The sequence below is a fragment of the Actinoplanes auranticolor genome (genome assembly GCF_018332655.1).
Classification (GTDB): Bacteria; Actinomycetota; Actinomycetes; order Mycobacteriales; family Micromonosporaceae; genus Actinoplanes; species Actinoplanes auranticolor.
The window spans coordinates 202784-216790 of sequence record NZ_BOQL01000018.1; the positions used below are offsets into that span (position 1 = coordinate 202784).

Genomic DNA, 14007 nt, shown 5'->3' on the forward strand with positions numbered 1-14007 from the left:
TCTGCCTATATTGCCGACTGTCAATGCCCTTGAAGGAGTAGCCATGATCCGACGACGTACGGCACACCGGCTCGCGGCGCTGGCCGTCGCGGCGCTCACGGCGATCCCGCTGGCCCTGGCGACAACCGCACCGAGCGCCTCGGCGGCCACGAACCAGTTCCAGGGCGTCAACTGGGCCCGTGCCGGCGACAACTTCACCTCAGGACCACTGGTCCTGTACGGGTTGAGCAGCAACGACAGCTACACCACCGTCCGGGCCAAAGCGGACGCCGTCTTCGCCGGCTTCGAGCGCAATCTGGGCGCGAACACCGTCCGGCTGCCGATCAACACGTACTCCGTCGGTACGGCCTGGTGGAACTCCTACACCGGCGTCATCGACTCGGCGACCGCCCGGGGAATGAAGGTCATCCTCTCGTACTGGGACGACGGCCGGGCGTCCACCGGTGGCCGCCTCACCGACGCCGGCGCGTTCGATGCCATGTGGAACACCGTGGTGACCAAGTACGGCGCCAACGCACTCGTCCATTTCGAACCGATGAACGAGCCGCACGGCTACAGCGCCGCCGAATGGAAGAACGTGGCCGCCGCATGGCTCACCGCGCGGCCGTCGATCCCCCGCAACCGCATCTTCATCAGCGGCTCCGGATTCAACCAGGACATCAGGACCGTGTGCGCCGACAGCCGCTTCGACGGGACGTATCTGTCCCTGCACCACTATACGTTCTTCAGCGGTGCGAAGACGTACGACGCCTGGGTGAGCTACCTGAGGGACGCCATCGGCAGCTGCGCCGATCGCACCGTCATCGACGAGTTCGGCGCGCCCATGGACACCGGCCTCAACTACGACGACGCCGCCAGCACCGACAACTTCGTCCGCTACTTCCGCGCCACCACCCAGGTGCTCCGCGAGCTCGGCATGGGCTCGGTGTACTGGCCCGGCATCGGCGGCAAGCTCACCGCCGGCCAGAACGACGACTGGTACGCCATGCAGAAGCTGCAGGGCAGCGGCACCAACCTGACCCTGACCACTCCCAACGCCACCGGCGCCGGACGGCTGCGGTACGCCTGGGGCCTCACCGGCCCGGACCCGGACCCGGCGCCCGGCAACCGGCTGCGCAACACCGGCTCGGGCCGGTGCCTCGACGTGCCCGCCGTCAGCACCGTCAACAACACCCAGGTCGCCATCTACGACTGCGGCACCGGCACGAACCAGCAGTGGGCCGGGACATCAGCCCGGGAGTTGCGGGTCTACGGCAACAAGTGCCTGGACGCCCGGGGCAGAGGCACCGTCAACGGCACGGCCGTCGTCATCTACGACTGCAACGGCGGCACCAACCAGCAGTGGACGATCAACGGCAACGGCACCATCACCGGGGTGGCCTCCGGACGCTGCCTCGACGTGGCGCAGAGCGGAACCGCGAACGGTGCCCGCGTGCAGCTGTGGGATTGCACGGGCGGATCCAACCAGGCGTGGTCCCGCACGTAATCTCCGCGCCGGAAAGAGCGGAACGAGAGTGCGGATCGATATCGTCGGCACAGCAGTTCCCGGTCCGGAATTGACGTCCGGCGAAGTCCGTCGCCAACAACCTGCCGATCTTCGAGCGGAACAACATCACCTCGAACCGCGTGGACACCCTCCAGCCTCGTGGATTTCTGATTTCCGCAGTCCGGTAATCGAACGGTTCGACCACGGGGGAACATCGGTGGAATATCTCTATGCGCTGGTCGCGGTGCTCACCGCGATCAGCGCCCTCAATCTGCTGCCTGAGGAGCAACCGGCCCGCCCGGGCCGGCGCGGACCGTACGGCGATCTCCGTATGCGAAGCCTGCACCTGCACGACGACGCGACCGTGGCTCGGCCGAGAGGCTTTGAGCAACGTTCGACAAGGAAGTGGAGTGTCGTCACATGGCAGGCATGCTCAGTCGTCTTGGTCGCTTTTCCTATCGCCGGCGGTGGCTGGTCGTCGCGCTGTGGCTGCTCGCGCTCGGCGGGGCGGTACTGCTCGCCGTCAAGTCCGAGGGCCCGGTCAACACCAGGGCGACGATGCCCGGAATCGAGTCGCAGCAGGCGTTCGACCTGATCGCGGACCGCTTCCCCGGCGCCGCCGCGGACGGGGCGTCGGCGACCATCGTGTTCGTTGCTCCGCCGGGTCAGGCATTGACGTCCGCCGAGAATGCGAAGGCCGTCGACGCCGCACTGGCCTCGATCTCCGGCGGTCCTCAGGTGGCGCGGGTCGTCCCGCCCTCGGCCGGTGGGAGCATCAGCGCCGACGGTTCGACCGGGTTCGCGTCGGTGTCGTACCGGGTGCCGTCGTCCGAGGTGACCGAGGAGTCGCGTACCACGCTGGCTGACGCGGTGGAGCAGGCGCGCGGTGCCGGGTTGACCACGGAGATGTCCGGCTCGGCGCTCAAGACCGGCACCAAGATGAGTCCCATGGAGCTCGCCGGAGTGGCGATCGCCGCGGTCGTGCTGCTGATGACCTTCGGTTCGATGGTGGCGGCGGGTCTGCCACTGCTCACGGCGATCATCGGGGTGGCCATCTCGTTCCTCGGCGTCTGGGCGGTGGCCGGCCCGCTGGAGATGGCGATCACCAGCGGCATGCTCGCCCTGATGCTGGGGCTGGCGGTCGGCATCGACTACGCGATGTTCGTCGTCTCCCGCTTCCGGGAGGAACGCCACGGCTGGGATGACGCCGAGCAGGCGGCCGGTCGCGCGGTGGGAACGGCCGGCTCGGCGGTGGCCTTCGCCGGCACGACCGTGGTGATCGCGCTCGCCGGGTTGTCGGTGGTGGGGATCCCGTCGCTGGCCAAGATGGGCCTGGCCGCCGCGGGTGCCGTGGTGGTGGCGGTGCTGGTGGCGCTGACCCTGGTCCCGGCGTTGCTGGGTTTCGCCCCGAACCGCGTCCTGGCCCGATCGCACCGCCGTGGCGGTGTCCCTGCCTCTCCCCGCTTCCCGGTTGCCCGCCCGTGGATGCGGCTGGTGCTGCGCCGTCCGCTCGTGCTCACGCTGGCCGGTGCCGCGCTGCTGGCCGCGATCGCCGTACCGGCCTTGTCTCTCCAGCTCGGCACGCCCGGGGACGCGTCGCTGCCGGTCACCGAGACCCAGCGGCGCGCGTACGATCTGCGGGCTTCGGCGTTCGGTCCCGGGTTCAACGGCCCGCTGACGGTGGTGGTCGACGCGCGTGGTGCCGCGGATCCGGCGGCCGCGGTGGCGACCGTGGCGGACAGCATCAGGACGAGCAGCGGCGTGGTGTCGGTGTCCAAGGCGACCTTCAACCAGGCGGGCGACACGGCGATCCTCACCGCCGTGCCGTCGACCGGCCCGACCGACGAACGCACCGAGGATCTGGTGCAGACGTTGCGGGCCGCCCGACCGGGCGTGGAGGCGGCCGGACAGGTGAGCTACGAGATCACCGGCACCACCGCGCTGGACATCGACATGGCCCGCAAGACGCAGTCGGCGCTGGTGCCGTACGTGTCGATCGTGATCGGTCTTGCCGTGCTGCTCCTGCTGGTGGTGTTCCGGTCGGTATGGGTGCCGGTCAAGGCGGCGCTCGGGTTCCTGCTGTCGCTGTTCGCCGCGCTCGGCGTCATCGTGGCGGTGTTCCAGTGGGGCTGGGCGGCCGACGTGCTCGGCGTCGAGCAGACCGGTCCGGTCATGAGCCTGATGCCGATCCTGCTGGTGGGCATCGTGTTCGGGCTGGCCATGGACTACGAGGTCTTCCTGGTGTCGCGGATGCGCGAGGCCCACGCGCACGGCACGCCGGCCCACGAAGCGATCGTCACCGGCTTCACGCAGAGCTCGAAGGTGGTGGTCGCGGCCGCGGTGATCATGATCGCGGTGTTCGGCGGGTTCGCGGCGGCCCACGAACCGCTGATCAAGATGGTGGGCCTCGGCCTCGCGGTCGCGGTCTTCTTCGACGCCTTCGTGGTACGGCTGACGCTGGTACCCGCCGTCCTGCAGCTGCTCGGCGAGCGGGCCTGGTGGCTGCCACGATGGCTCGACCGGGTGCTGCCGCACGTCGACGTCGAAGGCGAGTCGCTGAGCGAAGAGCAGCCGGAGCCGGTCCATGTGCTGAGCGCGCGTTGATCAACCGGGTAGTGTCGGACCGATGAACGTGCTGGCCGCGCTGGTCGCGTTCATCTTCGCTGCCCTCGGTGCGAGCCTCAGCACCGAGGGCATCTTCCGGCCGGCCGAACTGCTTCCCGGTGCGATGCTGAGCCTGGTCGCGAGCGTGGCCCTGTTCGCGTCCGCCCGGTTCCCGCGCGCCGCGACCGTCGTCGCGATCTGCTGCGAGGCCGCCGCCTGCGCGGCCGGCTACCTGCCGACGCCGTTGCTGCTGGCCCCGCTGATCGGCTGCCTGTACCGGCTGACGGTTCTCGGCGGCCCCCGGGCGGCCGCCTGGTGGACCGGGATCGCGGTGACCGCGGTGATCCTGGGCGGAGCGACGACCGACCCGACCCCGACGGGAGGGTCCCTGCTCCTGCGGACCGTCGGCGTCGCCCTGTGGCTGCTACCGGCCGTGTTCGCCGGACGGATGACCCATGCCCAGCAGGCGTACCTGCGGATGGTCCAGGACCGCGCCGAGGACGCCGAACGCAGCCGGGAGGACGACATGCGCCGCCGGCTGAGCGAGGAACGCCTGCGCATCGCCCGGGACCTGCACGACGTCGTCGCCCATCACCTGGCCGTCGCGAACGCGCAGGCCGGGACCGCGGCCCACCTGCTGACCAAGCATCCCGATCAGGCCCGGGAGCTGCTCGCCGGACTGGGCGGCTCCACCTCGGCCGCCCTGCGGGAGCTCAAAGCCACCGTGGGACTGCTCCGCGGCCCCGGCGACGACTCCCCGGCGGCCACCACGCCGGCGCCCGGCCTCGATCAGCTCCCGGAGCTGATCGAATCCTGCCGGGCGGCCGGGATCGACGTCCGGGTGGTCAGCGCCGGGGCACCGCGGCCGCTACCGCCGCTGGTCGAGCTCACCGCGTTCCGGATCGTCCAGGAAGCCCTGACCAACGTGACCAGACACGCGGTCCGCCCGGTCGTCACGATCTCCCTGGCGTACGACGCGGACACCTTCTCCGTCCACGTGACGAACACCTCGGCCCGCCCCGCTCCGGCCGGAACCGGAGGTTACGGGCTGATCGGCATGCGCGAGCGCGCGCTCGCGGTCGGCGGATCGGTCCAGGCGGGTCCGGCCGGCCCGGACCGGTACGCGGTCTCCCTCACCATCCCTCTGGCCCCATGGCAGGAAGACCAGGTATCCCGATGATCAAGATCCTGCTCGCCGACGACCAGGCGCTGCTGCGCTCGACGTTCCGCATGCTGATCGACTCCTGCGACGACATGACGGTCGTCGCCGAGGCCGCCGACGGCGAGGCAGCGGCCGGCCTGGCCCGGCAGCACCGGCCGGACCTGGTGCTGATGGACATCCGGATGCCCGTCCTCGACGGGCTGGCCGCGACGCGGCGCATCTGCTCCACGCCGGAACTGGCCGGCACCCGCGTGCTGATCCTCACCACGTTCGAGACCGACGAGTACGTGGCCCGCGCGCTCGAGGCCGGGGCCAGCGGGTTCCTCGGCAAGGACGTCACGTCGGAGGGCCTGCTCGCCGGGATCCGGACCGTGGTCGGCGGGGAGGCGCTGCTCTCGCCGGCAGCCACCCGTACGCTGATCGACCGTTTCCTGTCCGGGCCGGGCAGCCACGACGAGCTGCCCGGAGGCTCGCTGGCGACGCTGACCGACCGGGAGCGTGAGATCACCGCCCTGGCCGCCCACGGCCTGTCGAACCAGGAGATCGCCGAGCGGCTGGTCGTGAGCCCGCTGACGGTCCGGACACACATCCACCGGGCGATGATGAAGGTGGGGGCCCGCGACCGCGCCCAGCTGGTCGTCGCCGCCTACCAGCAGGGGCTGGTCCGGGTGCGGTGAGCGGCCCCCGCGTTGTCACGGCGGGTCATCCGGGCAGGTATCTTGACGCCATGCCCCGGTGGGAACACGGCAGTGCGGAGCGGCTGAAACAGGCCGCCATGGAACTGTTCGAAGAGCAAGGGTACGAGGACACCAGCGCCGTCCAGATCGCTCAACGGGCGCGGGTGACCGCCCGGACCTTCTTCCGCTACTTCCCGGACAAGGAAGAAGTGCTGTTCGCCGACGCGGACGCGCTCAACGAAACGCTCGTGCAGGAGCTTCGGCAGACGGCCGACGTCTCCGAGCCGCTCCGGGCGGTGACCCGGACTCTGGCCGCTTTCGACTGGGAGAAACTCGGCTCGCGGGCTGTCCAGCGGCGGCGCGGCGCGATGATCGCGTCCAGCCCCGATCTGCTGGAGCGGGAACTGATCAAACAGCAGCGGCTGGCCGAGGGACTCGGCGACGCCCTCCGCCGGCACGGAATCGACCCCGACCTCGCCGAACTCGCGGCGAACGCGGGGAGCCAGGTCTTCCGTACGGCATACCGGAAGTGGCTGGAAGCCGACGACGACACCGACCTGGCCACCATGACCGAGACCGTGATGTCGCTTCTTGGCACGATAGTGCCCGTGGCTGGGAGGAGTGAAACGAAACCCTCCTCGCGAGGGCGGCGCCGGACCGCGGCCACGCGGCTCCCTTGATCTCTCGGCCGAACGGGCCAGCCGGTTACGCGACCTCACCAGGGAGGGAAGCCTCTCCCCAGTGTCGGATCCAGGACACCACGGTGTGCAACGACCTCCTAACCTTGAGCCATCTCTTCACATCGTGACCTCCCAGGTCCAGCGGACGGGTGAACCAGTTGAGGCAGAAGTGGTATCGCCGGCGATTCCTGCGAGTCCTGTTTTTTCTAGCGCTGGGCGCAGTGGCCGGCGTCGTCGTCCACCAGAGCACCCTGCTGTCCGGGCGGGCGCTGTTCGCCGTGTGCGGGGGTGCCGTCGGCCTCGCGGCCGGGCTGGCGCTCTACGGACACAGCCGGTCCGTCCGGCTGACCGAGGTGACGATGTCCGTACCGCAGTTCAGCCAGTTACGCTTCGCGGTGACCCGGGAGAGCCAGCATGTCGCATGGAAGCTGTTCGTCGAGCTCATCACCCGCATCTCCACCCAGCCCTTCTCGGATGGCGGCGGTCGGCTGCGCTCGGCACTGACTTCGTTGCACGGACTGCTGGCGTTCACCCGTACCGTCCTCAAGGAGAACCCGCCGTCGCGGCAGACGGGCAGTGAGCCCACCGTCGAGCAACTGGCCATCACCATGCTGAACAGCGAGCTGCGTCCGTTCCTCACGTATTGGCACCGCGCCCTGAGCGACTGGCACGATCTCCATCCGGGACAGCCGGAGACCGAGTGGCCCCTGCACGAACAGTGCCGGACGGAACTGGGCACCATGCAAGCGAGACTGCGTGAATACGTGCTGAGCTTCGGCGAACTCGCGGGGGTGCCGAACACTACCGACATCGTCTCCGGCACATTGGAAGGTCCCTGGGCAATCCCCCGCAGGGCTACTGATTTGATCACTATCGATCGTTAGCATCGCGCTCATGGCGGAGCGCGCGGTCCTTTTCGGCCACCAGCTGCGGCAGCGGAGGGAGGCGGCCGGACTGTCGCTGTCGGCGCTGGCGCGGCGGGTGCACTACAGCAAGAGCCATCTGAGCAAGGTGGAGACCTCGGTGAAGGCGCCCAGCCTGCAACTCGCCCGCCGCTGCGACGCCGAGCTCGAGGCCGGTGGGGCGCTGGTCGCACTCCTGGACCGGGTGTCCGTCGCCGCGACGGCCGACGAGACCGCCGGCGGAGGCGAGTACTGGCGGATGAGCATGGCGCCCGACGGGCACGGCGAGCTGGTCGTGGTTCCGGCCCGTGAATCCTGGGCATCCGGATCGACCCTGACCACCGCATGGTCGGTGCCCCCGCGGACGGATCAGTTCCCGCACGGGGAGGACCTGGTGAGCGCGTTCGGCGCCATGTTCCGGGCCTTCCGCGTGCTGGGCCAGAACGTCGCGCCGGGCGCCCTGCTGCCGTCGCTCATCGCTCAGGCGCACACGTTGCGCATGGCTGCTTCGGTGGCATCAACCACCGAGCGTCCGCCGATCCTGCTGCTCGCGGCACGGTTCGCCGAGTACACCGGGTGGATGAGCCAGGAATCCGGTGACGGCCGTGCCGCCGGCTGGTGGACCGATCGGGCCGCTGACCTCGCGCACGAGGCAGGCGACCGGGACCTCGGGCCGTACGCCCTGGTCCGCCATGCCCTGATCGCACTCTACCGGGGCGATTCGATCACCACGGTGACGGCGGCACAGCGGGCTCAGCGGGCCGACTGTTCCGCACGGGTACGCGGCCTGGCGGCACAACGCGAGGCGCAGGGCCGCGCCCTCGGCGGCGATCACGCCGGTGCCATGCGCTGCCTGGACCGTGCCGCCGACCTGCTCGGCGACACCGGAGCGAACGAGATGATCGGGTCGTGGACCGTACGGGATCCGATCGCCCTGGCCCGCGGCTGGTGCCTCAACGACCTCGGCCGGCCGGCCGAGGCGGCGGAGATCCTCCATCACGAGATGACGTCGATCCCCCGGTCAGCAGTGCGGGCGCGAGCCCGCTACGGAGCTCGGCTGGCGCTGGCCCACGCCGAGGCCGGCCAGCTGGACCAGGCGTGCGAGGCGGCGGGCGAAGTGGTTCGTCTGCTGCCCACGGTGGACTCCGCGACGATTCGAAGTGACGTGCTTGATCTCCGCCGGGTCTTGAGCCGCAGGCAGCGGCACCCGGCCAGCCGCAAGCTCATCGCCGAGCTGGCATTGGTGCTGGCCCTTGCCCGGCCGGCGGGTACTCGATAGGGGTCGCCCGTCCGGTGATGAAAAGACTCCGTTGTCCGCTGGGTTGAAGACGGACAACGGCTTGTCGGTGAGTGGATGCCGCAGCAAGCTGATCGGGCTTGCACGGCATACAGGGAGATCACCGCGCCGATGGCTATCATCTTCATCAATTACCGGACGGGTGACGAAAGCTTCGCCGCGGTGACCTTGGACGATGCCTTGTCCGCCCGTTTCGGCGCCGCGAACGTGTTCCGGGACAGCCGCTCCATCCCGCCCGGCACCGATTTCGAGCCGGTGCTCTGGCGGAACCTGGCGCGCAGTTCGGTGCTGGTGGTCGTCATCGGCCCGCGCTGGCTCACCGGGACGGGCAACAGCAACCGGTTGCTGGAGCCCGGCGACTTCGTCCGGCAGGAGATCGCCTTCGCGCTGCGGATCGGCCTGGATATCGTGCCCGTCCTGGTTGGCGGCACCGCGATGCCTGCCGCCGCGGACCTGCCCACGGAGATTCAGCCACTGGTCACCCGCCAGTACCGGCGCGTGCACGCCCGCACCGCCGAGGCTGATGTCCGCACCCTGGTCGACGACCTGGCTCGCACCTACGGTGGAGAACCACCCATGAGCGAGTCACAGCCGCCCGCTGGCACCGTTGTGCTGATCGACCCGGACGGCCGAGCGGGACCGCCTGCCGCGCTGGTCGAACGATTGTTGGCGCAAGCCTCGATATCCACTGGTGTGGTGCACCACGACGGCGCACGGTTGCGAGTGACCTGTCCGGGCGAAAGAGACGCGATAGCCCTGATCACCGGACTGGTTCCCGCGCTGGACCGGGAACTGTCCTCAGTGCCGGACGCCGGGCCGCTGCGAATCTCGATGGCCCACGGTGACCCGGCGACGGCGATGGCGGATGCGCGGCGGCTCATCGGTGATTCCGTGCTGGACAGCGTGCTTGCGGCGACAGCGGCGGCCCGGCTGGTGCTGATCGTCACCGACGAGCTGCACCACCTGGTGATCCGCCCCGGCCATCGCCTGATCGACAAGTCGGCGTACGCACGGGTGGACCTTCCCGGCGCAGCGGCCGCCTGGGTCCACGTGCCGGGCTTCGCGCATCCGCGCGGCCTGCCGCCGCAACGCCCGGCTCCGGCACCGCACAACTCGGTCGGGCGGGTGACCGGCGACGTCGCCCAGGTCGGCGACGTCGCTGGTGACTTCGTGATGGGTGACAAAGTCGCCGGAAGCAAGATCAATTATGGCGGCGGTGGCGCCGCGTGACTTCACCGTCGCCCACCACTACGACCACCACGCCGGTGGCACCGACCATCGGCACCGCCGCGGTGCCCGGCACGCCGGCGCCGGCACAGCCCGCTTCCACGCAGCCGGGCGAGGCGGCGGCTGCGCCGGACGCAGGGCTACCGACGGCTCCGGTCGAGGGCGCCGATACGGGTTCCTGGTCGGAACCCGGCGAGGCGACGTCACGCTCGGGCGAGGGCACCTCCCGCAACGAGCACTGGCGCGCGGCGCGCACCGTCCACGGTGACCGGATCGGCGGGGACAAGATCGCCGGCCACAAGATCGAACTTCGCTTCGCCGACAAGACGATGCCGCTCCAGGAACTCTCCCCCGACCTCACCGAACCGGTGCGCTACGCCTTCGTCAACCCGGACAACTGGGGAGACCTCAGCGAGCGGTTCCGGGCGCACCGCAGCACGATCGTGCGCGGACGGGCCGGACAGGGCAAGGACGCTTGTGCGATCCGGCTTCTGTCCGGCGAGGTCGAGACGATCTACGGTCTCGACCCGGAGGTCGACGTCAGCCGGCTGGCGGACTCGATCGCCGAGCAGGCGGGAACCCTCGGCGGCGCGGAGGGCGGCATCGGCTTCCTGCTCTGCCAGCCGGTGCACGCCGCCAAACTGCGGGGCTTCACCCTGCAGAACCTCGAGAAGGCGCTGACCGACGCGAACGCGCGGCTGGTGATCACGCTGCACTCCGAAGTACACCCGGCGGACGATGAGTTGCACCGGTACGTCCTCGATCTCCCCGCCCAGCCGATCGATCACAAGCGGATCATCACCAGCCACCTGGGCTGGCGTTGCAACGACGTAGTGGCCGCCAAGCTGCTCGACAACCCGACGGTCGGCGAACTCATCGCCGAGCTCGGCGCCAGCGAAGCGAGCTGCCGGTCCGCGGCCGATCTCGCCGCGATCATCAGTCTGGAACGCGACGATGACGGCGCGGTCAACGGCTTTCAAGTCCGGGCGCGCCATCGACAGCACCGCGAACAAGCCTTCGATCTCTGGTTCGACGGTCTGCGCGGTGCCGAGGAACGCAGCTTCGCCGTGGCACTGGCGGTGCTCGACGGACTGCCTTATGAGGAGGTGGCCGCGGCGGCGCGGCGGCTGCGGCGCAAGCTGGAACACGCCCAGCAGTTGGTGCTGTCCACCGCCCAGGCCAGTGGCCCCGAATTGCGCATCGCCCGGCAGGATCGGCTCCAGACGCCGACGGCCCGGCTGCTGCAAACCCTGCGGGCGGCGGACACCGACGAGCAGATCCGGTACGCGTACGGCACCGTCCCGGTGCGCACTGTGCATTACCAGGATCCGGACTACCCGACGCAGGTCATCGAACGGGCGTGGCGGGGCTACCAGATCCAGCCGACCTTGCTGGAATGGTTGGGCGAACTGATCGTCGCCGCCTCGGAGCCGGTACGCATCTATGCGGCGAGCACTCTGGGAATACTGGCCCGCTACTCCTTCGACTATCTCTGCACCACCGTGTTTCACCGCTGGGCCAACAGCAAGGACCGGCGGATCCGTGAGGCGGTCGCCTACGCCCTGCGGGAGGCTGCCGTCGATCCTCAACTGGCGGCGAGTGCCGCGGCAGTCGTCACGTCCTGGTACGCCAACCGGCAGCAGCCGCGCATGCAGGCCACCGCCGCCCGCGCGTACGGTGCCGGGGTCGGCTCGCTCGATCCCGCAGCGACCATCGATCGGCTGGGGCGGCTCGCCACCATCGACGAGTTCACGGTCGCGCTCGCCGTGGGCGACGCACTGGCAGACCTGATTCTGCAGGACCCGGCCGGGACGGCGCCGATGGCCTGCACGGCCCTGCTCGCATGGTTCACCGACGGACGCAGGACCAGACCCGCGCAGCTCGCCTTCCTGATCCTTGCGGACAGCATGGTCACCTGGGCGCCGGCTGAGGACGGTGGGCCGGGCACCCGCTGGCCGACTCTTCTTCACCTGGCGCAAAGCGTCGAGGCCCTCCGCGGTCCCCTGTTCGCACTGTGGCAGCGGGCGGTCGCGGAAAGCATTCTGCACGAGCAGGCCCACGCCGTTCTGTCCGGATGGGCCGGCCTGGCGGAGCACGACGGAGAACAGCTCGACGTCCTGCTACGGCTGCTTCGCGCGACGGTCGGGCTGCCCGTCCCGGACGACCGGATCCGTCAGATCCTGATCCGCCTCGCTGCCCGCTGGGTGGAACCCGAGACCTTGATCCCGTTGCCGCGGGCTCATCAAGCTGTGATGGCGCAGCTCGCGCCGGGAGGAAACTGAGATGCCCGACTCCATCCCGCTGATTCTGACGACCGAGCCGGTCAAGATGGTCGGTATCAAGCCTGCCCGCGGCCGGACCCCGTCCATCGCGGTGGTCTACGCGACCCGGGACGGCGACCTGGAGGTCCTCGACGGCGGCAAGCCGATGCGTTGGTCGGATCAGGTCCTCACCAAGTACCGGACCCGCTACGAGGTGGATATCAGTCACCACCATCTCAGCCTCGACTTCATCAAGGACCCCCTGCCGACGCAGAACGACACCTACCACTTCAACGCTGCCATCAGTGTCTCCTTCCGCGTCACCGACCCGGCGGAGGTGATCGAGCAGAAGGTGCAGGACGCGGTACCTCTGATCCGTGGCCATCTGCTGGCCGCCTGCCGGCCGATCACTCGTCAGTACGCGATCGAGGAAGCTGAAGAGGCCGAGCAGGCCATCCACGCCCGGTTCCACCGGGACACCCTACTGACCGGCGGGATCACGATCCTCGCCGTCCAGGCCCGGCTGTCGCTCGACGACCTCGGCCGCACCTATCTGCAGGATCTCGAGGCGGCCCGGCGGGAGGAGAACGTCAAGACCGCGCAGCACCCCGGCCAGCTCAACGACGTCGCGCGGCAGACCGAGATCGAACTGCTTCGCCAGGCCGCCGACCACCGGCGCCAGGAACGCGAACGGCTGGTCATCGGTAATCGCGCGCTGGACCCCGCGGCCATGGTGCAACTCCATCTGGAGCGCAACCCCGGCGACACCGCCGGGGCGATGAAGATGCTCGCCGACCTCGAGGAGTCACGGCAGGCACAGGCGGAGAAGCGCGACGACCGCTGGCAATCGATGCTCGGTGGCATGGCCGAGAACGGCCTGATCCAGCAGCCCGACATCGCTCCCCTGGTCACCGCGGCCGTACGGCACCTGGAGGGATCAGCCGGAGTCATCCGGACAACTGCTTCAGTGCAGGAGCCACAGCCACCGGCGGCCCCGGCGGCGATCGGCTGGGACGATCCGCTGCCACAACGAAGTGCACCGGCGCCCTCGATCCAGCCGGTGTCACCGCCGCCGAATCTGGTTCCCGTCTACCTGATCGTGGACGAGTCGCCGGTGGGCGCACCGTGGATCGACGATCTCCAGGACGCCGTGCAACAGACGCTGTCAGCGGTGGCCGGCCTTCCGAGGATCGCGGCGGCCGTGCGGCTGAGCGTTCTCGGGTACGCCGACGGTGTTTCGGAGCGGGTGCCACTCAGCCGGATCAGCGATGAAACCCGTACCCCGCCCTTGGTGGCGCGGGGCAGCGCCGACCACGGGGCGCTTTTCCGCTGGTTGCTGGAGCACGTACCCGCGCAGCTCGCGGACCTTCAGGTGCAGCACCCGTCAGTGCGCCCGCCGTCGATCGTCCTCGTCAGCGCAGCCGCACCTCGCGACGACGACTGGGCCGCGCCGCACCAGCGGCTCCTCAACCAGCGCCGCCGTCCCGAGATCGTCAGTATCGGCCTGCCCGGCGCAGCGGCGAAGGAAATCGGGGCGCTGGCGTCCTTCCCGGAGCTGGCGTTCGTGTCCGACAACCGCGACGCCACCATCACAGGACTGACGGAATTCCTGCGGCGCTACGTGATCGGCTGCGGTCAGGCCGCGCTCGATGGGACCGAGAGCCCCATACCGCCGGCGCCGTCCGGCTTCAGGATTCCCGAGCAGGGCTGA

Annotated in this window: 10 protein-coding genes; all 10 read left to right on the plus strand. The window is 69.7% G+C overall.

Annotated features, from left to right (window positions below):
* The first annotated feature begins 43 nt into the window (after positions 1-43).
* The 10 genes from Aau02nite_RS10235 to Aau02nite_RS10280 all read left to right on the plus strand — a co-directional run bounded on the left by Aau02nite_RS10235 (position 44) and on the right by Aau02nite_RS10280 (position 14007).
* Entirely contained in the window at positions 44-1486 is a 1443-nt protein-coding gene (locus Aau02nite_RS10235) for a ricin-type beta-trefoil lectin domain protein (RefSeq protein ID WP_212988103.1), read from the plus strand.
* A 429-nt stretch (positions 1487-1915) separates the two neighbouring features.
* Entirely contained in the window at positions 1916-4090 is a 2175-nt protein-coding gene (locus tag Aau02nite_RS10240; RefSeq protein ID WP_212988104.1) for an MMPL family transporter, read from the plus strand.
* Between the two features lie 22 nt (positions 4091-4112).
* Positions 4113-5270: a sensor histidine kinase gene (locus Aau02nite_RS10245; protein WP_212988105.1), complete on the plus strand. Its 1158-nt coding sequence runs from the start codon at positions 4113-4115 to the stop codon at positions 5268-5270.
* A complete protein-coding gene (locus Aau02nite_RS10250; RefSeq protein WP_212988106.1) occupies positions 5267-5929 on the plus strand; it encodes a response regulator transcription factor in 663 nt (220 codons plus the stop codon). The genes Aau02nite_RS10245 and Aau02nite_RS10250 overlap by 4 nt, the downstream gene beginning before the upstream one ends.
* A gap of 50 nt (positions 5930-5979) precedes the next feature.
* Positions 5980-6609 carry a TetR family transcriptional regulator gene (locus Aau02nite_RS10255; RefSeq protein ID WP_212988107.1) on the plus strand — a complete coding sequence of 210 codons (630 nt, stop codon included), beginning with the start codon at positions 5980-5982 and terminating at the stop codon, positions 6607-6609.
* 158 nt (positions 6610-6767) lie between these two features.
* Positions 6768-7493 carry a hypothetical protein gene (locus tag Aau02nite_RS10260; RefSeq protein ID WP_212988108.1) on the plus strand — a complete coding sequence of 242 codons (726 nt, stop codon included), beginning with the start codon at positions 6768-6770 and terminating at the stop codon, positions 7491-7493.
* Between the two features lie 10 nt (positions 7494-7503).
* On the plus strand, positions 7504-8790 hold the full coding sequence (locus Aau02nite_RS10265; RefSeq protein ID WP_212988109.1) for a helix-turn-helix domain-containing protein: 1287 nt from the start codon (positions 7504-7506) through the stop codon (positions 8788-8790).
* A 75-nt stretch (positions 8791-8865) separates the two neighbouring features.
* Entirely contained in the window at positions 8866-10038 is a 1173-nt protein-coding gene (locus Aau02nite_RS10270) for a toll/interleukin-1 receptor domain-containing protein (protein ID WP_212988110.1), read from the plus strand.
* A gap of 62 nt (positions 10039-10100) precedes the next feature.
* Entirely contained in the window at positions 10101-12317 is a 2217-nt protein-coding gene (locus tag Aau02nite_RS10275; protein WP_212988111.1) for a hypothetical protein, read from the plus strand.
* Position 12318: 1 nt separating this feature from the next.
* A complete protein-coding gene (locus Aau02nite_RS10280) occupies positions 12319-14007 on the plus strand; it encodes a vWA domain-containing protein (RefSeq protein ID WP_212988112.1) in 1689 nt (562 codons plus the stop codon).